This is a genomic window from Aeoliella sp. (assembly GCF_965227375.1).
Lineage (GTDB): Bacteria > Planctomycetota > Planctomycetia > Pirellulales > Lacipirellulaceae > Aeoliella.
In genome coordinates this window covers 394,205-415,679 of sequence record NZ_CBDDFX010000002.1, presented here as the reverse complement: position 1 = coordinate 415,679, position 21,475 = coordinate 394,205, and the positions used below count along the sequence as shown (strand labels likewise).

Genomic DNA, 21,475 nt, shown 5'->3' with positions numbered 1-21,475 from the left:
CTACGCGGCTTTTCGCTTGCCGCTTGGTGCATCGCCGGTGACGTGGATCTGCAGCGGTTTGGTGGTATCGAGATGTACGTCGCGCTGCGGGAAGGCGACCACGATGTGCGCCTCGCGGAAGCGTCGCTCGATCTCCAGTCGTAGCTCGCTTTGAATCCGCTTTTGTTCGGTGAGACTGCGAAATACCAAATAGAAGTGCAGTTCGAACTCCAACGCGTTGTCGCCGAACCCCGTGAACCAGGCAAACGGCTCCGGCGCGTCGAGCACGCGAATGTGTTGTTCGGCCACCGACTCCAGTATCTCGATCACCTTGTCGGTCGGCGTGCCGTACTGCACGCCCACTTTGACCACGGAGCGAATGGTCGGGTCGGATAGCGTCCAGTTCGAGACATTGTTCTCCACCAGCGCGCTGTTGGGGACGATGACTTCCAGGTTGGTTTCGGTTCGCAGTCGCGTGCTGCGGGTGCCAATCGACTCGACGATGCCGTTCAAGTCGCCCAACTGAATCATGTCGCCCACGCGCACGGGGCGCTCGGTGAGCAGGATCAGACCGCTGAGGAAGTTGTTGATCGGCCGCTGGCTGCCGAAGCCCACGCCGATCGCGATGGCACCGCCCAGGAACGTGAACAGCGTAAGAGGTACGTTCACCAGTCGCAGAGCAACCAGCGTGGCGCAGCACACCAGGGCGTAGAACGTGAGCGAGCCGAGTGCGTGCGCCGCGCCTTCCTGCACGCCCAAACGGGGCAGGACGCGGCGACCGAAGAAGCGGCTCAATCGTTTCGAGATGGCGAATCCCAGCACTAGCAGCAGCGCGCCCAGCACTACCTTGCCCACGGTGATCGGATTATCGTCCCGGGTGCTGGTGAGTTCGTACGACCAAATGTCCCCAATCTTCTGCCAGTACACGCTTACCCACTGCCCGAAGGAGAAGTGGGAGCTGCGGCGTTCGATTTCGAGCAGCAGCTTTTCGTGCAGCCGAGTCGCGGCGTCGAGGCGGATGTACGAGTCGTTGTAGAACTCGATGCCCGCTCGCAAGGTCCGCTGTTGGTCACGCAGCCAGCGACGCACCTGGGCGTCGTCCTCGCTGGTATCCTTCATCCGCCGGTCGACCGCCGCCAGGCTCGAGCGTAGCTCGTCGATGCGGGCGTCGATTAGCTTTCGCTCGTAGCTCAGCTCGTCGACCAGCGACTCGGCGTTGTCTTCCCAGTCGGTCAGTTCTGTCGTGGTGTAGTCGCCGGTCGCGATACGGTAGCGACGGTTCCAGGTCTGCCGCATCGGCACCAACCACTGCAGTTGGTCGCTGAGCATCTGCTTTTCTTCGGTGCGAAGCGACCGCGCCTGTTCGCGGGCTTCGACCTCGGCCCGGAGTGCGCCCGACGGGTCGGCGGCTTCGTCCAAACGGCGTCGGGCGGTGCTCCATTGTTCGTCGAGATAGCGACGCCCCGCCTCGTTGGTTTCCAGTTCGCTATTGATTTCCTTCTTGAGCTGATCAAGTTCGACCAGTTGCTTCTGCAGGTCGACCGACGAGAAGTTGACGTCCTGTTCGACGATGGCAACCGTCTCTTCCAGCAGCTGGGCTTCGAGCTTTTTGGTCTGCTCAATGTACTTCTCATTCTCCACATCGAGTCGTCGCAGTTCCACGACGGCCGCGGCCAACTCGCTTTCGAGCGTGGCGTACTTTAGTTCCAGAGCCAGCTCGCCGGCTTCTGTGCCGTCTTCGTTTGTCTTGACGCGTTCGGCCGCGCGGCGTCGCTCTTTGGCTGCGTCCTCGGCTACGGTCTTCGCGCGTTCGTGCGATTCTTTCGAAGCTTGGGTGGCTGCCTCGCGCGACTTCAGACGGTCGTGCTCCGCCGCCAGTGAGTCGTTAAGCGACTCCAAGTAGAGGAACGAGTAAGGCTTCTCGGCATCGGGTCCATTCTGGCGAAGGTTGTCCAGTTGCCGCTGGACCTCCGCGCGACTTTCTTCGAGTTCCTTTTTGAACTGCTCGGCCGCTTCCCGCTGCTGCAGCACCAGGTCCTTTTGTTTCAGGAGCTCGACCTCTCGCGAAGTTGGCTCCGGAGTCTGCTGGTCGCCGGTATCTGGTTCCGGCAGCGAGCGTTGCGCCACGCGGAGTCGCTCGGCGACTTCTTGCCGCTCTTCGGCAAGCGTCTGTTCTTCGGGCGTGGGAGCAACTGTTTGTTCGGCGGCAACCAATAGCGGGCCGGCAACCACCGGGGCCTCGCCGAGGCACACCGCCCACGGCGCAGCCGCCAGCACGGCCGTAAGTGATGCGATAGCGGCAGGAATGGATCGGACCATCGATCCCTCGGTGGAATGGGCAGGGGGGAGGGCGAAAAGTACTGAATCGCCGGGTCCGACGTCAAGTGAAGCGTAGCGCGAGATAGGTGGCGCGCGAGGTGTGCAAGCAGTGCTGGCGGCCACTGGCGACCTATTGCCACTCGTGATGCTTGCTATTGTGGCCGCCACCAGCGACTGCTACAGTCCGCGCGCTGAAGCTGACCGACGCTGGCTCGTGTGTCCCGACTTCTCAGTGATTCGATGACGTTTCGTTACGCCACTACCGCCTGGCTATTGCTGCTCGTTCTCATGACGAGCGGTTGCGGGCGGGTTGTGTTTACGCCCAAGGGCGCACCGCAGGGGCAGCCGATCGCGCTTTCGCCACAGCAGCAACAACAATTGGCTGCCACGCAGCACCAGTTGCAGCAGCGGGCCGACGCGCTCGATCGCGACAATCAAGAACTCGAAGCCCTGCTCGCCCAGTCGCGGCAGCAGGAGCGATTGATGCGCGACCAAACGGTCGCCATGCAGCAACAGTTGCAGGCCACGACCGACCGACTGGCCGCGCTACAACAGAACAACCAGCAACTGGCGGCCGATAACCAGCAGTTGCAGAACCGCACCCAGGCGCTCACGGCCAGCAATAGTGTGCCGTCGCCGGTGGGAGCGGAGATTCGCGCCAACAATACGTTGCTCAAGCCGCTGCAGTCGGCCAACATCGAGGGCGTTAGTGTGCGTCAGGATGGCGACACGATCCGCGTGACGATCGCTGGCGACGCGCTGTTTGTGCAGGGCAGCCCGCAAATGCAGGCTGGCGCCGATCAACTAGTTCGCAACGTGGCGTCCGACCTGTTGGCGAACTACCCCGAGCATCGCATCGGCATCGAGGGGCACACCGACAGCCAAACCGGCCTGTCGGGCCAGTATCCCACGCCGCATCATCTGTCGGTGGCCCAGGCCACCGTGGTGTACGAGCAACTGCGGCAGTCGCTCGGCGCGTCGCCCGAGCAGTTGTTCGTCATCGGCCACGGGGCCAACCACCCGCTGGTCTCCAACGCTACCCCGGCTGGCCAGGCTCAAAATCGCCGCATCGAGTTGGTGGTCTATCCCGAAACCACACGCCGCCGCTAACTCGGGCAGCCGATACTATGGCCACCCCGGCTGTAGTGGTTCTTCAAGGCACAGCCGAGGCGGCTGTGCTATTGGGCTCTCTCATCGCAAGTGAACTTGGGATACACTAGGTTGCGTTCGGTCTGGTTGATGTTGGTTCTGGGGGGGCTCGCGGAGCTCGACCCCAGCCACCCAAATTCAGCCCCACAAGTCCCCAGCCCCTAGCCCCCAGTCCCTCCCTTGATCGCCATCATCAACTACGAAATGGGCAACCTTCGCAGCGTTCAGAAGGCGCTGGAGAAGGTAGGGCACGAGGCTCAGGTGACCGACGACCCGCAGGCGATCGCTGCAGCGGACAAGCTGATCCTGCCCGGCGTGGGGGCGTATGCCGATGCGATGGCCGCGCTGCGCGAGCGAAAGCTCATCGAGCCCATTCGCCAGGCGGTGGCCGCCGGCACACCGACGCTCGGTATCTGTCTCGGCATGCAGCTGCTGTTCGAAACCAGCTACGAAGACGGCCAGCACGAGGGGCTCGGCATTCTGCCGGGCGAGGTGGTCCGCTTCGAGGTGCCCCGCGAGTACAAGGTGCCGCACATGGGCTGGAACCAAATCACCAAGCAGCAGGACTCGCCGCTGTACGAAGGCATCGACCAGGGCGCGTACTTCTACTTCGTCCACTCCTACTACGTCGTGCCCACCGACCCGCAGGTCACCGCCACCACGACCGACTACCCCGAACCGTTCACCAGCAGCATCCAACAAGGCAAGCTGTACGCCACGCAGTTCCACCCCGAGAAGAGCCAAAAGGTGGGTTTAAAGTTGCTGGAGAACTTTGCGGCGTTGTAGGTGGAACGGCTTGCTGTCATTCTGAGGGAAGCGCAGCGCCCCGAAGAATCTCGCTTGCCTAACGAGTTGTAGTCCCCAATCTGCGCGATTAGCGCAGATCAGTGATCTAGTACGATCGATGAAAATCACATTTGGTAGCTATCTGCAGGCGAGCCAGCTTTTGCAGGCGGACCCCAGAGTGTGGGACGCCATTGCGATTCTCGATTCCGATCTAGCGCTCTCTCCACGAATCTCTGACTTCGCCCAGCGGCACGTTGTACTGAGGTTCGACGACATCACCTCAGCCGAGCAGTGCAAGCGCCTTGTCGAGCAGGCGGATGTCTTGCGAGCGATGGAGTTCGTCGAGGAATCAGAAGCGTGCGTGGTAACTTGCCGCGCAGGCCAGTCCCGCAGTGCTGCGCTGGCCTTCGCGCTGGCGTATCACCTGATAGGCGCCGATGCCGCGGCGCAGCTTCTCAACCCGCGCAGGCACATTCCGAACTTGAAAGTCGCCGAAGTTGCCAGCGCCGCGCTGCAGAACCCGGCGATACTTCAGGCTCTAGTGGACTGGAAGCACGCCCACCGCGATTATCGACTCGCTGACTACTACGACGAAATCGAAGCGGAGTACGATGAGTTGGAGCGTGAAAGTGTGGTGAATTGTGTTTCGGAACGCTAATTTTCGCTAATCTGCGCTAATAACTATTAGTGAAGATTAGCGCTGATTAGTGTTCCGAAAACTGATTGACGGGCAGGCGAGATTCTTCGGGGCGCTGCGCTTCCCTCAGAATGACATGTCTTGTTCGTAAACAGATTGGACTATTCGTTTTCGTTCCGCTCCAGCAGGAATGCCAGGATGTCGGCCACGTCCTGGACGGTCATCGTCTTCTCCAACCCGTCGGGCATGATGGAGTTCTTCGAGGGCTCACGGAATTCGATTTGTTCGCTCTTCAGGTCGATCCGTTTGCCATCGGTGTCGATGTAAGGTTCGGTGCCACCGTCGCCGGGGAGTGGTAAACGCAAGCCGACAAGCGTTTTGCCTTCGTCGGTCTCCAGCACCCACGGCACGTACCGCGGAGCGATGTCGCGGCTGGGGTGGAGGATGGCCGTGAGGGCCTGCCGGCGGTCGTGGTTGGCGGAGTAACGCGTGAGGTCGGGGCCGTAGGTGCCGCCGCGGCCATCGATCGTGTGGCACGTTGCGCACTTGGGGCCGAGCGTGCTGTGGAACAACCGTCGGCCGGACGCCTCGTCGCCCCGGCCGTCGGTGAGCGCCAGCCAGGTATCGAGGTCGGTAATCTCCGGTTTAAACTCCTCGGGCACTTCGAGTTCACCCTTCAGACGGCGAACGCGCATGGCCTCTTTGGCGACCATTTCCAGGTCGCTCGCCGAAAGCCGCTCCAACAGCGGCTGAAAGTGCTCCGGCCCAGCGGCTAATCCTGCTACCGCGTCGGCCCGCACATCAGGGGCCACCGTCTCGTCGCCCGCCACCTTCGCCAGGTACTGAAACCGCTCGGCGTGGCTGCCCAGCGCCAAGGTGCGCACCGCTTCGGTCCGCAAGCCGGCATGCGGTCCTTCGATGTACCCATTCAGCGTGTCGAGCGTTAGTTGTTTGTGCGTCGGCGAGATCAACCGCAGGGCGAGCGCCTTGATGTCGTCGGGACGGCGGGAATTGCGCAATTCGCGGGCGAGCAGCCCATCGACCACCGTTTTCGGCGGCGTCTCGCGATTGCTGTCGAGCCAATGAATCGCGCCCAAGATGCACAAGTAATACCGCTGGTCGGGAATCTCGCCCTCGAGCAGCGCGGCCACCTCGTCACGGAACTCGGTGAGGTGATTGTCGGCAATCCATCGGACCGCGTACAAGCGGACATCGGGATCTGGATTGGCAAGCGCGTCGCGGAGCAACTCGGGCTCGTCATCAACGCCCTGCCAGCGGAGATACTGCAAAGTTGCAAGGCGGAAACGAGGAAGCGGTCCAATCTTACGGGCATCACCCTCGTTTAACGTCTCTACGATAATCTGTCTGGCGAACGGGTCTGTTTGATCGGCTTTGTTGATTGGATCGGACAGGTTGCGATTGCGAACCACCTCCTGCACGGCCGGCCATTGCTCCGCATCCAACTCGATGGGCGTTGAATCTTCCAACCGCCAAATGCGTCCCTTGCCGTGCACGGGATAACTGCGCGAAACCCAGTCGGCAAAGTACAGTGCTCCATCGGGACCGACCGCGCAACCGGTCGGGCGAAAATCCTCGTCGCCCTGGACGACGATGTCGCACGTGGCCGAGAACGACATGCCATCGGCCGCCAGTTTGTAGCGTTCGATGCGATGATCGCCCCAACTGGTGACCCACAGGTAGCCGTTGTGGGGCACCACCGCGCAGGGTGCTTCGCCGGTGCCGCAGATCATCGGTAGGGTGCCGGGCAGTTCGCCGTCCCAGGCTTGCAGCGGGTGCACGCCGGCGCGGCCGTACTCCCAACGATGTCCGTAGTCGCCGGTCGGCACCACGTGGATCAATCGGCACGGCGGGCTGGCGTCGGGGTCGTTGTCTACCGCGAACAGCGTATGCCAGCCCACCATGCACAACCCGAACGGATTCCAAAAGCCCTGCGCGACGCGGGTAAGGTGCGATCCGTCGCCGTCGAAGTGAAACACCATGCCAGTGCCGCCCGAGTCGGCGAACGCGCTTCCATCGCTGCCGATCAGCTTATACGCGCCGCCAAAGTTCTCGCCGAGGCCCAGATAGAAACCTCCCTCGCGATCAAAAGTAAACCCGCCCAGCGCGTTGTGTGGATAGTCGATGTTGGTTTCGAGGTGCACGAGCGTCGTTCGCTCGTCGGCCACGTTGTCGTCGTCGGTATCCCGTAGCAGGAACACATCGCCGCGCGTCACCACGACCACCGCGCCGTCGCTTCGCACGACGAGGTTCATCGCATGACGCAAGCCATCGGCGTACGTGCTCCAAGTGTCGAACTTGCCATCGCCGTTAGTGTCGGCGAAGCGTCGAATGCGATCGCTGGTGGGGCCGTCGTACTCGTCGGGTCGTTTATGCGTGTGCGACTCGACGACTAGCATGGCGCCCGACCGATCGAAAGCCACGGCCACGGGGGTCACAATGTCGGGTTCGCTGGCGATGCGCTCAAGCGTGAACCCATCGACCAGCACTCGTGGCTCCGCAGCGTGTGCGTAAATGCCCAGTGTGTGTGACCATATCGCAGCCAGCAATAAGTAGAGCACGTGTCGCATATTGACTCCGGGAATGACCGTCTTGGAAACTGGAAGGCTGGTTTTTGACCCTGGCGCACTGCACTGGCGAGCTACTTGAACCGGCACCGGCGATTTGCGATATTTAGGGTTCATTTGATACGGAACATGGGCGATAGGAGCGCTGTGGGTATGCAGATTTGGCCGGCCATCGACTTGCGAGGGGGTAAGTGCGTGCGGCTGCGCCAAGGCGACTATGCCCAGGAGACCGTGTTCAACGACGACCCGGTCTCGGTGGCTAAGTCGTTTCAGGCAGCCGGCGCCAAGCACCTGCACATCGTCGACCTCGACGGCGCTCGGGAAGGCTTGCCGGTCAACCTGCCCGCGGTGCAAGACATCGTAGCGGGTGTGGACATGCAATGCGAGCTTGGCGGCGGGGTACGCGACGAGCAGTCGATCGCGGAGCTGCTGGCTTTTGGCATCGATCGCCTGGTGGTAGGTACTTCGGCCATCAAACGCCCGGAGTGGTTTCGCGAAACGTGCCAGCAGTATCCCGGCAAGCTGGTCCTCGGCATCGACGCCCGCGACGGGTTGGTGGCCACCGACGGATGGCTGGAGACCAGCAGCATCTCGGCGGTGGAGTTGGCGGGGCAATTCGAAACCGAACCACTGGCGGCCATTGTCTACACCGACATTGCCACCGACGGCATGATGTCGGGCCCCAACGTTTCGGCGATGAAGGAAATGCAAGACGCGGTGAACCTGCCGGTGGTGGCTTCCGGCGGGGTGACCACCATCGATGACGTCCGCGCACTCGCTACCGCGGGCCTGGCGGCGGCCATCATTGGGCGGGCACTTTATGAGGAAGCGTTTGAACTGAGCGAGGCAATTGCGGTGGCCAACGCGGCCGCCGGAAAGAGTTAACAGCGGACGGCCATCGGCGAGCCAACCCGTGTTGCTCGCAGCGGCCGGAATGTACAAGCGGTAGATTACAAAGAACCAGCTTCCCGCGAGCGGCAGGCTGTTCTCTTCTCAACGAATGGAGCTATGTATGTCTAAGCAAGTCGATGACCTGAGGAACATCGCTGTCTGCGGCCACGGATCGGCGGGGAAAACCTCGCTGGTGGATCACTTGCTGATAAAGACGGGCGCCGTCACGGGCAATCCCAATGTCGAGAACGGCACGAGCATTTGCGACTTCGACGAAGAAGAGAAACACCATAAGCATTCCATCGAAGCGGCCATCACGCACTGCACGCACAACGGCAAAGAGCTCACGCTCATCGACACGCCCGGCTATCCGGACTTGATCGGCCAGACCATTGGCGCGCTGCGCGGTGTGGACAACGCTCTGATCGCCATCGACGGCCATGCCGGTATCAAAGTGAACACCCGCCGCGTGTGGAAGGAAGCCGGTGATCGCAACCTGGGGCGGATTCTCTGCATCACCAAGATCGACGATCACAGTGTCGACCTGCCGGGGCTGATGGAGACCATCGGCGAAGTATTTGGACCCCAGTGCGTATTGTTCAACGTGCCGCTCGGCACCGGCGAAGACCTCAAGGGCGTCGTTAGCACCATCAATCCACCCTCCGACACCAGCGGCGCGGTGATGGACGTTGCCGAGCTGAACGAGAAGGCGGTGGAGACCATCATCGAGATCGACGATGAGATGATGGAGAAGTACTTCGAGGGCGAGATTCCCAGCACCGAGCAACTGATGAAGTTGGCCGCCAAAGGCATCGCCGCCGGATTGCTCACGCCAGTGGTTTGCGTGTCGGCCAAGAACGATGTCGGTACCACCGAACTGCTGGACCTGCTGACGCAGGTCACCCTGACGCCGGCCGATGTCGAGCGGACCGCCAAGAAGGATGGCGATACCGTGACGCTGAAGCCCGATGCCTCGGCGCCGCTGGCCGCCCAGGTGTTCCGCACCCGCATCGACCCGTTCGTGCAGAAGCTGAGCTTCATCCGCGTGATCTCCGGTACCCTGAAGAAAGACGACACCGTCGAAACGCCAGGCGAACGGAAGGGCATGAAGGTCGGTCAACTGCTGAAGATGCAGGGCGAGAAGTCCGAGCCGGTCGATTCGGCCGGCCCCGGCGAAATCGTCGCCATCGCCAAGAGCGAAGTGTTGCACACCGGCGTAACGCTCGGCGAAGTGACCCTGCCGCCGATCAAGTTCCCCATGCCGATGGTCGGGCTGGCCGTGTCGCCCAAGAGTCGTGGCGACGAGACCAAGCTTTCCGCGTCGCTGCACAAGCTGGCCGAGGAAGATCCCACGATTCACGTCGAGCACGACGAAGAGACGCACGAGACCGTGCTCACCGGCATGAGCGAATTGCACCTGCAACTGATTCAGGAACGGCTCAAGCGGCGCGACCACGTGGAGATCGAAACGCACGACCCCAAGATTCCCTATCGCGAAACGATCCAGCAGGACGCGGAGGGCATGTACCGCCACAAGAAGCAGAGCGGCGGGGCAGGGCAGTTTGCCGAGGTGCACATCCGCATGTACCCCTTGCCCGAGGGAACCGACATCGATGAGTACGCAACGAAGGCGCGGTTCCCGCAACTCAAGAACGTGCACTACCACGAAAAGTCGAACTTCCTGTGGGTCGATACGGTGGTGGGCGGAGCGATCCCTGGCAACTTCATGCCGGCCATCGAAAAGGGTTTCCTCGAGCGGATCACCAACGGCGTGATCGCCGGCTGCAAGGTACAGGACGTCTGCGTCGAAGTGCACTTCGGCAAAGATCACCCCGTGGACTCGAACGAAACGGCCTTCAAAATGGCCGCCGCCAAGGCGTTCGCTGAGGTGTTCCAGAAAGCCCGACCCGTGTTGCTCGAACCGATGGTGATGATGCACATCACCGTGCCGGCCGACAACGTGGGCGACGTCTCTAGCGACCTGGCAGGGCGTCGCGGCCAGATGGTCGGCATGGACTCGGCCGGCGGCGGCATGACCACCGTCGAAGCCAAGTGCCCGCTGGGCGAAGTGACCACCTACGCCCGCACACTCAGCAGCATGACCGGCGGCCAAGGCAGCTACACCATGGAATTCGCCAACTACGAAGCCGTGCCGGGCAACGTGCAGGCGGAGATTCTGGCCAACGCCAAGGTGAAGGCGGACGAGGAGTAGCTTGCCGCGGTAGCCTGATCACGCGGCGTTCCAGACGTACCCCCCAGCGTAGCGGCGTAGCCGCAACACTGGGCTGATGGACGGAATCCCTTCGGGATATGCCGAAGGCATTGCGGCTCCCAGCGAAGGGTTGCGGCGTCGCCGCTACCCTGGAATCGCCTTCAACACCACCAGCCAATCCTCCCCCGCGTCGCTCGGTGGCGGACCGAGTGTTCGCTTGGCGCCACCTACGACTGGCTTGCCGCTCTGAGTTGTGCCGCCGGTGCGGGGGCTGAACCACTCGACGCTGAATTCTCCGTCGGCGTCGGATAGATCGATCTGCCGCTCGCCGCCGGTGGGCAAGTACACCAGATAGAACTCGCCCGGCTTGGCCAGGCAGTAGGCGCTGTTGTCGTGCTTGGGATTGCCGACCAGGTCGTCTCGGTTGGTGGCCTCCCAGAACGGAATCTCGCCCGAGCCCAGGAACTCGATGGCGATGCGGCAGTAGTCCCAGCTATGGTCGCGACTGCGCCAGTCTTCGCACAACAGGTCGTTCTCGGCGAAGTCGTAGCCAAAGTAATATTCCACGCCCGCGCCGCCTGCCATCAAGTTGCCCCACAAGGTCTGCCGGCGGACGTCGTGCTCGGTGTAGATGTACTTGCCCTTGGAATCGGTCCCGTCGAAACCTCGATAGCCTAAGTCAGGGCACTGCCCATGCGCCGCGGAGCCCGACTCGTCGAACGCCACAACCCACGGCTTGCCCGCGTCGGTCGACTCCTTCACCCATTTCACGGTTTGATGATGGGTGTCGCGAATGTGACTGTTTTGAAGTGACACACCGGTCAGCCGCGAGGCATCGCCCAGCAGGGGGCGATACTGTTGGTCTTGCTGGTTTGGGTACGTGTGCATCACGCGGAGGTGGCCATAAGGATCGACCGAATCGATGTAGTCCAACATGGCCCGCTGTTCGTCAACCGATTGCGTGTTCTCCTCGCCCAGGTTCCAGTTGAGCGCCAGTTGATGACCAAACCGCGCGATCAACTCGCGGAGGTACAGTTTTCGTTCAACGCCGAGCTTGCCGCCGTCCAGCGCTTCCGGCACGCGGCCACTCTTATTTCTATTGCCGGTCCGCTGGTCGTCGTTTTCGGTTTCTTGTAGTTTGAAGTGCAAGTACATTCCTTTCTGCGTCGCGTGGTCGAATACCACGCCCCACTGGTCGAGCTTGCTGCAGTCGTAATGCAGCTTGTCGTCGCGATCGACGAACGGCCACACGTTGTCCCCGTCGCCACCCGCGTTGTAAGTGAGAAACGAGAAGGCGTTGCAGCCTTTGCCCGACAGGTAGTTGATGGCGCCAATCAGGCCTTTGCCTTTGCCATCCTTCCACGTCGGATCGCCGCGTTGCCAGTCTTTGACGTGCGGTTTCCAGGTTTTCAATGGTGCACGCTTGGGTTTTTGCGTGACGGTTCCATCGAAGTCGGCGTATGCCAGCAAAGTTTCCGGCGCGTCGGCGCCAGTTTTCAGGAAGTAGCGCCCCGAGCCGGCCGTGCGGAGGTACCGCTCGCCCACGTACTCGAGCCGACCATGTGCCCGCCAGTCGCGACCCGTCTTGTCGGACCTCGCGACGCCGAAGCTACCCCGTACTCCATCGAAGGGCTTAACGGGGACGCTTGACGCTTTGTCAGCTACCGCCGCGTTCTTCCCTTGGCGAAACCGCACGACGTAAGTCCAGCTGCCCGCGTGATCGGGCGCCAGGTGGGCGCGCCAGCAGTTGCCTTCCTTCGCCGAAGAGTCTTTAGCGTGACCATCGGCCGCGAAGTAGCCCGGCACGACGTAGCGCGGCGAGCCCGTCTCGTGGGTGAACTCAACTTCGAAGCGGTAGTCGGTAAACGGATTGGGCTCGCTGTCAGATTCGCTGGCGTAGGGGCCACTGAAGTTGAACGTGACGTTGTGCCACAGCTTTTGTTCTCCAGAAACGAATACTTCGCCGCGGCCATCCTTCGTGTTGTACGGAGGAAACTCCTCGGCGTTGCAGCATGCGGTGAGCACGCAAATGACTAGCAGTACAATCTGTCCGAGTGGCCGCATTGCAGATTCTCTTCTACCTGGAACGTGCTTTAAGTTTCGATGGACTCAACATCCAGCACCATCGCCGAGACACTCGCGGCCGGGAAGGTCCACTCGGCCAGATTGCCCTCCATTTGTCGCTCGACCGGGGCGATGTCGTCCGGGTTGTAGCGCGTTACTTCGTTCATCGGGTCGGTGACGATCTGGTGCACCGTGCCGCCGGTGATCTTTCGGCCGGCGATCGCCAGGGTGGTAGAAATGTCTTTGGTCCGCTCGGTGTTGACCACATGCAGGTAGACTTTGTTTCCATCCACGCTCGAAACGATGTCGAGCCCATCGGGCGTGTTCGTCAAGTTGGCAGTGTGGGTGCCGCTGTGCCGGCGGTAGAGGCTCATCACCCGGGCGACTGGCATCATGAACGCCTTGCCACGGAATGCCGGCACGGGAATCATCACCGCGTTCACCTGCCAGCGGGTGCCGCAGAAGTCGGCCGCGGTGGCGATCTTCAGCACGTCGCCGTGCCGCTGATGGTTGTTCAAGATCCGGGCGTACGACACGCCGGCGGCCCACGTGCTGGAAACGTCGCAGCGGTCGCGGCCCGGGATGTCGAAGTGGCATTCGGTCATGGCGAGCGGAATGTCCGCGCCGCCCAATGAGTCGCGCACTTCGCGAATCTTCGTGTCATGCGGCTTCCAGGCGTTCATCAGTTGATCCCAGGTCCGCGCGGGGTCCTTGCGATACTCCAAGTTCTTCAAGACAGGATCGCGGTGATCGTCGGGGTTGAACATGTGATGGAACGCCAGGTAGTCGAGGTGCTCGCCGGCGACCTCGGCCATTCGCGGCGCCCAACCGCTATCGCCCCAGCCGATGAGTTGGATAGTGGGATCGCGCTCGCGCATCGCCTTGGCGAACTCCACAGTCTTCCGTGCAGTGGTATCGAGGTCGAAGCCGTTTCGGTCGTACGACGTTTCGTTGCCGATCTGCCACATCCGAATGTTGTAGGCCTCGGGCGAGCCATGCGCGGCCCGCAGCGGATGGCTGGCGTCGTTGCAGTAGGAAACCCAGTCGGCCGCCTCGCCGGCGCCAGCAGTGCGGACGCTGCCTTGGAAATTCATGTACCGCTCGCGGCCGTCCGACTCGAAGTTCACGCACATCAGCGCGTCGGCGTTCACCTGCCGGCAAAAGTCGACGAACTCGCCGGTGCCAACCTGATTCGACTCGATGCCGCCCCACAGTAGGTTGTACATCGGCGGCCGCTCGGAGCGCGGCCCGACACCTTCGCGCCAGCGGTAGTAGTCGGTGTAGATGCCACCCCACCGCATGAGCGAGGGACCAAGCTCGCGCGTGGTCTCGATCACGTCAGGCCGCCACCGCATCTCGGCATGGTCCCAGGCCGCCTCCACGGATCCATCGGTCGCCCCCAACGGCTCCATGAACTGCATGTACAAGTAGGGCGAAAGCTCATAGGTGGGCGTGGGGTCGACTACCAGATTTGCGGGTGCCCTACCACGCGGCTGGCCCCATGCCGATTGGCCACTGGCTGCCATGGCTGCGGCGGTGGTGATGGTTCCGAGAGCGGTGCGTCGAGAGATCCTGGGTTGCGTCACGCCTGATATTCCTGGGTTGCGATGGGAGCCGGAGGAGTTTGCCCCATCTTAACAGAACAGTTAGCTGCAGCGTGCGGAATCGGACAGTCTGGTCACACTGTGAAACCCAGCGGGGTCCGCCCGCCCTCGACACCGGGCGGGGGGACCTTAAAATGGCGGCGTAAAGACGAACTTCCGTTCCCAGAGCGAAGATTGCCGCAAATGCAGCTTCGGCCCCAGGAACTCCGCATATCTTCATCACTTCAAGAGGCCCCCATGTCCACGATCATCGACATTCATGCACGCCAGATTCTCGACAGCCGCGGAAATCCCACCGTTGAGGTGGATGTGACGCTGGCCGATGGCTCCGTCGGCACCGCCGCCGTGCCTAGCGGAGCGAGCACCGGTGCTCACGAAGCGTGGGAGCTCCGCGACGGCGATAAGGGCTTCTACATGGGCAAGGGCGTGCAGACGGCCGTCACGAATGTGAACGAGAAGATCGCCGACGAGCTGGAAGGCATGGACGCGCTCGACCAGGTGGGCATCGACCAGATGATGATGGACCTGGACGGCACGCCCAACAAGAAGAACCTGGGTGCGAACGCCATCCTCGGTGTGTCGCTTGCCACCGCGCACGCGGCCGCCAAGTTCTGTGGTCTGCCGCTGTACCGCTATCTCGGAGGCTCGAACGCCCGACTGCTGCCGGCGCCGATGATGAACATCCTGAACGGCGGTGAGCACGCCGACAATTCGGTCGACATCCAGGAGTTCATGGTCATGCCGCTGGGCTTCGACAACTTCAGCGAAGCGCTCCGCTGCGGCACCGAAATCTTCCACAACCTGAAGAAGGTGCTGAGCGATAAGGGACTGAACACCGCGGTGGGCGACGAGGGTGGCTTCGCACCAGACCTGAAGGCCAACGCCGAAGCGTTCGACGTGATCCTGACCGCGATCGAGAAGGCTGGTTACAAGCCGGGCGAGCAGGTTTGGTTCGCCATGGACTGCGCGGCCACCGAGTTCTTCGACACCGACAAGAACATCTACAAGATCGATGGCAAGGAACTCGATCCCACCGGCATGGTCGACCTGCTCGCGAGCTGGGTTGAGAAGTTCCCCATCTGCAGCATCGAAGACGGTTGCAGCGAAGACGACTGGGCCGGTTGGAAGCAGCTGACCGACAAGATTGGCAGCAAGTGCCAACTGGTGGGCGACGACCTGTTCGTCACCAACGTCGAGCGGCTGCAACGCGGCATCGACGAGGGCATCGGCAATTCGATCTTGATCAAGGTCAACCAGATCGGTACCCTCACCGAGACGATCGATGCGATCAATCTCGCCCACGACAACAGCTACACCAGCATCGCTTCGCACCGCTCGGGCGAGACCGAGGACAGCACCATCGCCGACCTGGCCGTGGCCTGTGCCACTGGTCAGATCAAGACCGGCTCGGCCAGTCGCAGCGACCGCATGGCGAAGTACAACCAGCTACTCCGCATCGAAGAAATGCTCGGCTCGGCCGCCACGTACGGCGGGCCCAAGTTTGCTGCAAAGCTGTAGGGTTTTGCTAGCAGCTTGTTTGTAGGGCTTGGAACGACTGGTTCGCCGCAGTTGAAGTGGAGGGCATTGTGGGGAACTTCTACGTCAATTACACGCTCCGCGGACCCAGCCAACAGGATGTCGCCCATGCGCTGAAGGGTCGCCGAGCAGCGGCAACTCCTTATCTAAAAGAGTGTGTTGTCGTATTCGACGAGGCTTCCGACTCACAGGACGACGCCGTTATCTTGCAGCTTGCAGCGAGTGTGTCCAAATCACTCTCGTGTCCGTGCTTGTCAGTGCTTAACCACGATGACGACATTCTGAAATACTGGCTGCATGTCTCCGGCGCTCTGGAGGACGAGTATGACTCCAATCCAGGTTATTTTGATTTTGACTCTATGAAAGGACTCGATTGGGGGGCCATCGGCAGCCCGGACGATCTGGCTGCGGCTGCTAGGAAACTCCCATCGCCCCCGCCACCGAAAGGTGGGAACGCCCTGAAACTATGTGAGGCGTTCGGTAGCAATCGCGCAGCAGAGGTCGAGTCAATTCTGCAACGCTGCCAGCAAACAGGCGACAAGTACGTGTTTGAAGTAGAACGCCATCACGACCTCATTCAAGCGATTGGTCTACCGGAGTTCGCTGTTGGCACGAGCTTCGCCAGTTTCGCGTACGGTGAGTTTCCCGCTGGGTTAACTGAAGAAGATATCTTGTTTACAGAGTAGCTGCCTACCCACGCTTGCGCCTTGCTAGATTGCGCAAGCTTGCGGCAAAACCGTGAAGCGACATGGCGGACACCTGATTCAGTTCATCTGTGCGGGACCGCCCGATTCTGTTACTCCCGCCGCGGAGGAGTTCCGCAGGGCAGTCGTGCCACTGCGGTAGCTCCCTGGCCGACCAAGATTCTGATCATCCGAGCGAATAAGTGAGCGACGGAGTATTCCGTCCTGAGTGTTCACCTATTCCAACGGGGAGGATCGATCCATGCGCGGAGCCAATAAGAATCAAGTGGTGCTATGCGCGATTGGCGCAGGGTTGTTGTTGTGTTCGCTGCCTACCACCTGGCTGACGATTAACAATGCTCAATTGAATTTCAATGGCGGGCTATTTGGTGGTGGCAGTTTCAACATGCCGACGCCTACGATCAGCATGAACGTGACCGGACTGAACGGCTCGATCACGATGGGCGTGAAGACACCTATTTGGCTGCTCGCGATTGCTGGCGCTGCGACGATTGCACTGGCCGCGCTGAACGCTGCGGACGTAACCAAGGTTCCCTCGGCTGCACTGTTGGTGGCCCTGGCAGTGGTGGGACTGTTCTTTGTCGTGGGCCTGTTGACGACGCTCGGCGGCGACGCCACCCTCGGCATCGGCTACGTGTTGGCGTTCGCTGGGCTGGGTTTGGGGGCGTGGCAGGTGATCGCGCAGATGAGCGCTAGTGGCGCCACGCCGCCAACCAACACGGATGTGTGATGGTCTGCTCCTTACATCCACTCCCGCACCCACTCTGTCGCTTCGGAAAACTCAATGGCCCCGATCACTGCGCCCGCCGAAGTACGTACCAGCAGGCGTCGGTGAGCGGGCCGGCGATGCGGCGTACTTCTGGGCTTCCGGGGCCGTTGCCGGTCAGCCCGTGGTAGTCCACCACCACCGTGCCGCCGGGGACGGGCGCTGCGAACGCATCGGCGGGTAGCTCGTCGACGAACTCGGCGCTCTGGATCTCGGTCATGTCGAGCATCGCCACCTTGCCGTCGCGCATACGGGCCTCGATGTGAAGCTTGGGCAGTCGCAGGCCGTTCTTGTATTCGGTAGCGCCAAACTGCCAGATGGCCCGACCGCTGCCACTGTTGGAGGTAACAATCTGACGGTACAAGAAACCAGTCGACTTGTCGGCGGCGATCTCGGCCTTGGACGATTCGGACGCGTCGACGACAACGTACTCATCGCCAACCACTTCTCCAACACTTAGCGTGCGTGGGGACAACAGCGTCACGCAGTCGAACAGGCTGTCGACGTGCATGCGAAATCGATCCTGGGGCTGAATCGTGATCTGACGATTGCCTGCGTCGTACCACGCACCTTCGCTTCCATTGAAGAGCATGTAGTCGATGCCCGGCGATGGATCTTCGTCGACGGGAAGCCTCTCGCTCTTACGTCGTGTACCGTCGAAGGTCAGTCGCCGCTGCGACATCCGCAACTCGGTTCCAGTCCACTGCTTGTACATCGCGCCAATGTCGGGCACCGAGCTTGCTGGCACCGCGTCAAGCGACGCGCGAATTTCGCCTAAGGCCAGATCGCACGAGCTCAAATAGCGCCGTACCGTCGCGATACCTCGCGATTGAATGAGCAGTTCCTGCTGCTTGGTGATCTCGGCGGCCATCTCCGGTAGGCGCGATTCTTCGGTTGGGACTTCTGACGCAACCCGTTCGAACCGAAACACAACTTCGGTCGGCGCGCCGGGTGCTAGTTGAAGCGGCTCCGATTCGGTTGTCTCCGGCGTTAGGCCGCGGGGGTTGGTCAAGGTGAGGATCTGCACTTCTCCAGGAGGCAGGATTGCATGGATCTCGCCTGCGGAATTCGTCGAGCGATAATCGCACACGATCTGTTCGGACGATAGCAGGTGTGGCTTGTCCATCGACTCGGTCTGGTATCGGAAAAGCACGCCGGAGATGGGCGAGCCGTCGTTTACGTCGACGGCTCGCACCGTAACTCGCGCCGCTGCCGGCAGCCGGAATTGCTGCTCGACACTTGGCTGGCGGCCCACCGTGATGGTGGCTTTCTGCAACAGCAGCGCCGCGCCCAATGGTGGCTCGAGCATCAACTGGTACTCGCCAGGTGGCAACTTCAACGACGCCAGTCCGGTTTCGTCCGCCACCGCACTAGCGCCCCTCTGGCGTGCTTGCTGTCCGTGGGCCGACACTCTCGCGCCCGCCACTGGTTGTCCCTTGCCTTGGACCACATGAATCTGCACCTCTCGCGGACGGTCGAACACACCGACGTAAATTCCATCGCCCGCGTAGACTGTGCCACGGGGGTCGGTAGCTTCTGGTCGCTGGGCCGTGATTAACGTGAACGACTTGTGGTCGAACTCGGGCCCCGGATCGACCAAGGCCAGGTAATCGGTACTGTCGCGAAGCTGTGGCAGCGAGAAGTGGCCCAGCTGGTCGGTGCGCGCCTGGCGATACTCGGCGGGAAGATGGCGTATCGCTGCAAATTCGACCGGCGGAACGTTGCGATTACCTGGATCGGTCGAGTACCGACAGCGCCAACCACCTCGCCCTGGGCGTCGAGGCGGCTCTTGGATGAATCCGACTTGCACTAGCGCATCGGCAAGCGGCTGGCCCTCATCGTCGGTCAGCATGCCTTCCCACACCGCCGGCGGGCTGAACTCGAGCTTCACCGCTGGGCTGTGGTCGATATGGTAGTCGGGTGAGCTTTCGTCGCTCTCGGCTTCCTCCAAACGCCGCCCGATGAACTTTGTCTCGGGCGCCCAAGTAAAACCAAACCCGTCGGCCACCCCGTACACGCAAAACTCGCCAACCGTGGCCTCGCTCTTCGGCACGGACGGTTCACGCCCTGCGAGCACCTCCAGCTCGAACTCAAAGCGGCCGTCGTTGTCCGACTTGGTTTCGATGGGGGGTGATTCGTGCCCCACGGCGCCGATGTCGGGCGTGTCGACAGCAAATACTCGTGCGCCGGCCACCGGATCGCCCTGTGGATCGACTGCCACACCGACCACGTGTACTCGGTAGATCTCTCCAAAGCCGCCACGGCCGATCGCCGTTTCGACGTTGCGAATGACCTCCGCCTCGCGCTTCCCCTCTTTGGCGTGGACCGCGGTGACTAAGCAAGTCGAGAGCAACAACGCAACATTGGCAACACGCGACGTCAACATATTTGCCCCTCTATGTTCCTGTAAAAAATGGATGGCCGAGGCCCGTAGGTCGATTCTAGGGCGTCCGGCGTGTAATCGCAACAAAAGAGTGCGCTGTGTGACGAACCTTTCAATTCCGCTGGTTGTCGGTCCATTGGAGAGAACCACTCGCCATGTTCGGCTCATGAACTACATCCCCCACTACACCAAGAAGACAGCAGCTTGCTCGGCGGAAAGCAGCCCTCGTGCGGTTGCTGAACAGCGATGCCTCGGTTACCAAGTTGCTAGCAGCAGCCGAAGAGGTGCGTGCTGCCAAGGTGCGAGTGCTGCGAGCCCACCGCGCTACGATCGCGCCGACGGACCGAAACACGGAGCAGTTCGAGCGAGTCGATGCAAGGATCGCGGAGGTCGAACAGCAGACCGCTGCTGAGTTGTTGCGCCAGATCTGCCAGAACTTAGGCTAGCAAATCGCGAACCACGTTGCCGTGCACATCGGTCAAACGGAAGTCGCGGCCAGCGTAGCGGTAGGTGAGTCGCTCGTGGTCGAAGCCCAGGCAGTGCAGCATCGTGGCGTGCAGGTCGTGCACGTGCACCGGCTTCTCTTCGGCACGGAAGCCGAACTCGTCGGTATTGCCATACACTTGGCCGCCTTGGATGCCGCCGCCCGCCATCCACACGGTGAACCCGTGGTGGTTGTGGTCGCGGCCGTTCATCTTGCCCTGGTTCGAACCCTTCTTCGGTAGCTCGACCACCGGCGTGCGGCCGAACTCGCCGCCCCACAGGATGAGCGTCTCGTCCAACAGGCCGCGCTGCTTGAGGTCGGTCAGCAGAGCGCCGATTGCCTGATCGCTTTCTTTCGCCAGTCGGGCGTGGCCCACGGCGATGTCGTCGTGGTGGTCCCAAGGCTGGCCATCGCCGTGCCAACATTGGACGAATCGCACCCCGCGTTCCACCAACCGCCGCGCGACGAGCATCTGCCGCGCCTGCAAGCCGGAGCCGTACATGTCGAGAATATGCTGCGGCTCGCGCGTCACGTCGAACGCGTCGGTTGCTTCGATCTGCATCCTGTACGCTAGTTCGAACGACTGCATCTGTTGCTCGAGTTGTGGATCGCCCTGGCGCTCGCTAGCGTGTTGCTCGTTCAGGGCGGTGAGCAAATCGAGCTGACTGCGCTGATCGCGCCTTGCGACGCGGTTGTTCTTGATGTTGTCGATCAACTGCTCGACCTGCTGGTGCCGCGTGTTGACGTACGTCGCCTGGTACACGCCCGGCAGGAAACCGGCTTGCCAGTTTTGCGACTCTTGAATCGGGTAGCCCGGGCAGAGCGACACAAACGCTGGCAGGTTTTTGTTCAAGCTCCCCAGCCCGTAGGTGACCCACGAGCCAAAGCTCGGCCGAATCAACCGCCCGTCGCCGCAATTCATCAGCAGGAGCGACGGTTCATGATTCGGCACGTCGGCGTGCATCGAGCGGACCACGCAGATGTCATCGATGTTCTCCGCGACGTGCGGAAACAGCTCGCTCACATCGATGCCACTCTGCCCGTACTTGCGAAACTTGAACGGCGAGGGCAACGCTCCGCCCGTTGGGCGTTCGGTGCCGGGGTTCTTATATGGCAGCGGCTTGCCTTCGTAGCGGTCGAGGATCGGCTTGGGGTCGAACGTGTCGACGTGCGAAGGACCGCCGTTCATAAACAAGTGAATGACATGCTTCGCCTTGCCCGGAAAGTGGGGCGTGCGAACCGCGAACGGATCGGTCGCGCCTTGCGCACTCTCAGCGAGGAGTCCACCGGCCATCATCGCGCCCATGCCCATGCCGGCAGTGGCGAAGAATTCGCGGCGCGAAACGGTGGGTAGGGGGCGGTGCGGCATGATGGTC

At 61.6% G+C, this 21,475-nt stretch carries 15 protein-coding genes; 9 read left to right on the top strand and 6 right to left on the bottom strand.

Annotation, left to right across the window (positions count from 1 at the left end; all coding sequences use genetic code 11):
- Complete coding sequence (locus ACQK2L_RS14765) at positions 1-2,298, bottom strand: mechanosensitive ion channel domain-containing protein (protein WP_425397793.1); 2,298 nt, start codon at positions 2,296-2,298, stop codon at positions 1-3.
- 240 nt (positions 2,299-2,538) lie between these two features.
- Here ACQK2L_RS14765 and ACQK2L_RS14760 point away from each other — a divergent pair, with 240 nt between their 5' ends.
- From ACQK2L_RS14760 to ACQK2L_RS14750, 3 genes are all read left to right on the top strand, one after another.
- Complete coding sequence (locus tag ACQK2L_RS14760) at positions 2,539-3,408, top strand: OmpA family protein (RefSeq protein ID WP_425397792.1); 870 nt, start codon at positions 2,539-2,541, stop codon at positions 3,406-3,408.
- 219 nt (positions 3,409-3,627) lie between these two features.
- Positions 3,628-4,233, top strand: coding sequence for an imidazole glycerol phosphate synthase subunit HisH (gene hisH / locus ACQK2L_RS14755; RefSeq protein ID WP_425397791.1), 606 nt, complete (start codon positions 3,628-3,630; stop codon positions 4,231-4,233).
- A gap of 118 nt (positions 4,234-4,351) precedes the next feature.
- Complete coding sequence (locus tag ACQK2L_RS14750) at positions 4,352-4,891, top strand: hypothetical protein (RefSeq protein ID WP_425397790.1); 540 nt, start codon at positions 4,352-4,354, stop codon at positions 4,889-4,891.
- A 140-nt stretch (positions 4,892-5,031) separates the two neighbouring features.
- On the opposite strand, the gene ACQK2L_RS14745 is transcribed toward ACQK2L_RS14750, so the two are convergent.
- A complete protein-coding gene (locus ACQK2L_RS14745) occupies positions 5,032-7,458 on the bottom strand; it encodes a PVC-type heme-binding CxxCH protein (RefSeq protein ID WP_425397789.1) in 2,427 nt (808 codons plus the stop codon).
- 150 nt (positions 7,459-7,608) lie between these two features.
- Between ACQK2L_RS14745 and hisA the strand changes: the two genes are divergently transcribed.
- Both hisA and ACQK2L_RS14735 read left to right on the top strand, forming a co-directional pair.
- Positions 7,609-8,340, top strand: coding sequence for a 1-(5-phosphoribosyl)-5-[(5-phosphoribosylamino)methylideneamino]imidazole-4-carboxamide isomerase (gene hisA / locus ACQK2L_RS14740; protein WP_425397788.1), 732 nt, complete (start codon positions 7,609-7,611; stop codon positions 8,338-8,340).
- A gap of 127 nt (positions 8,341-8,467) precedes the next feature.
- Positions 8,468-10,558 (top strand): elongation factor G, encoded by a 2,091-nt coding sequence (locus ACQK2L_RS14735; protein WP_425397787.1) that lies wholly within the window; start codon positions 8,468-8,470, stop codon positions 10,556-10,558.
- Between the two features lie 144 nt (positions 10,559-10,702).
- Here the strand turns inward: ACQK2L_RS14735 and ACQK2L_RS14730 are convergent, their stop codons facing one another.
- Positions 10,703-12,622, bottom strand: coding sequence for a DUF5060 domain-containing protein (locus tag ACQK2L_RS14730; RefSeq protein WP_425397786.1), 1,920 nt, complete (start codon positions 12,620-12,622; stop codon positions 10,703-10,705).
- Positions 12,623-12,651: 29 nt separating this feature from the next.
- Positions 12,652-14,208 (bottom strand): alpha-L-arabinofuranosidase C-terminal domain-containing protein, encoded by a 1,557-nt coding sequence (locus ACQK2L_RS14725; RefSeq protein WP_425397785.1) that lies wholly within the window; start codon positions 14,206-14,208, stop codon positions 12,652-12,654.
- Between the two features lie 255 nt (positions 14,209-14,463).
- Between ACQK2L_RS14725 and eno the strand changes: the two genes are divergently transcribed.
- The 3 genes from eno (at position 14,464) to ACQK2L_RS14710 (ending at position 17,196) form a co-directional block, all read left to right on the top strand.
- Positions 14,464-15,744, top strand: a complete 1,281-nt coding sequence (gene eno, locus ACQK2L_RS14720) for a phosphopyruvate hydratase (RefSeq protein ID WP_425397784.1) — start codon at positions 14,464-14,466, stop codon at positions 15,742-15,744.
- Positions 15,745-15,812: 68 nt separating this feature from the next.
- The gene (locus tag ACQK2L_RS14715) at positions 15,813-16,448 is read left to right on the top strand and encodes a hypothetical protein (protein WP_425397783.1); all 636 of its coding nucleotides are present in this window, start codon (positions 15,813-15,815) and stop codon (positions 16,446-16,448) included.
- Between the two features lie 259 nt (positions 16,449-16,707).
- Positions 16,708-17,196 carry a hypothetical protein gene (locus tag ACQK2L_RS14710; protein ID WP_425397782.1) on the top strand — a complete coding sequence of 163 codons (489 nt, stop codon included), beginning with the start codon at positions 16,708-16,710 and terminating at the stop codon, positions 17,194-17,196.
- Positions 17,197-17,260: 64 nt separating this feature from the next.
- Here ACQK2L_RS14710 and ACQK2L_RS14705 read toward each other — a convergent pair whose 3' ends face one another.
- Positions 17,261-19,618: a hypothetical protein gene (locus tag ACQK2L_RS14705; protein ID WP_425397781.1), complete on the bottom strand. Its 2,358-nt coding sequence runs from the start codon at positions 19,616-19,618 to the stop codon at positions 17,261-17,263.
- Positions 19,619-19,842: 224 nt separating this feature from the next.
- Between ACQK2L_RS14705 and ACQK2L_RS14700 the strand changes: the two genes are divergently transcribed.
- Positions 19,843-20,061, top strand: coding sequence for a hypothetical protein (locus ACQK2L_RS14700; protein WP_425397780.1), 219 nt, complete (start codon positions 19,843-19,845; stop codon positions 20,059-20,061).
- Here ACQK2L_RS14700 and ACQK2L_RS14695 read toward each other — a convergent pair.
- Positions 20,053-21,468 (bottom strand): DUF1501 domain-containing protein, encoded by a 1,416-nt coding sequence (locus ACQK2L_RS14695; protein ID WP_425397779.1) that lies wholly within the window; start codon positions 21,466-21,468, stop codon positions 20,053-20,055. The genes ACQK2L_RS14700 and ACQK2L_RS14695 overlap by 9 nt on opposite strands.
- Between the last annotated feature and the right edge of the window lie 7 nt (positions 21,469-21,475).

Bases quoted from the DNA above. Each gene is read 5' to 3' on its own strand.
- ACQK2L_RS14765 (WP_425397793.1), bottom strand. From the start codon at position 2,298: ATGGTCCGATCCATTCCTGCCGCTATCGCATCACTTACGGCCGTGCTG.
- ACQK2L_RS14760 (WP_425397792.1), top strand. From the start codon at position 2,539: ATGACGTTTCGTTACGCCACTACCGCCTGGCTATTGCTGCTCGTTCTC.
- ACQK2L_RS14750 (WP_425397790.1), top strand. From the start codon at position 4,352: ATGAAAATCACATTTGGTAGCTATCTGCAGGCGAGCCAGCTTTTGCAG.
- ACQK2L_RS14745 (WP_425397789.1), bottom strand. From the start codon at position 7,458: ATGCGACACGTGCTCTACTTATTGCTGGCTGCGATATGGTCACACACA.
- hisA (WP_425397788.1), top strand. From the start codon at position 7,609: ATGCAGATTTGGCCGGCCATCGACTTGCGAGGGGGTAAGTGCGTGCGG.
- ACQK2L_RS14735 (WP_425397787.1), top strand. From the start codon at position 8,468: ATGTCTAAGCAAGTCGATGACCTGAGGAACATCGCTGTCTGCGGCCAC.
- ACQK2L_RS14730 (WP_425397786.1), bottom strand. From the start codon at position 12,622: ATGCGGCCACTCGGACAGATTGTACTGCTAGTCATTTGCGTGCTCACC.
- eno (WP_425397784.1), top strand. From the start codon at position 14,464: ATGTCCACGATCATCGACATTCATGCACGCCAGATTCTCGACAGCCGC.
- ACQK2L_RS14710 (WP_425397782.1), top strand. From the start codon at position 16,708: ATGCGCGGAGCCAATAAGAATCAAGTGGTGCTATGCGCGATTGGCGCA.
- ACQK2L_RS14705 (WP_425397781.1), bottom strand. From the start codon at position 19,618: ATGTTGACGTCGCGTGTTGCCAATGTTGCGTTGTTGCTCTCGACTTGC.
- ACQK2L_RS14695 (WP_425397779.1), bottom strand. From the start codon at position 21,468: ATGCCGCACCGCCCCCTACCCACCGTTTCGCGCCGCGAATTCTTCGCC.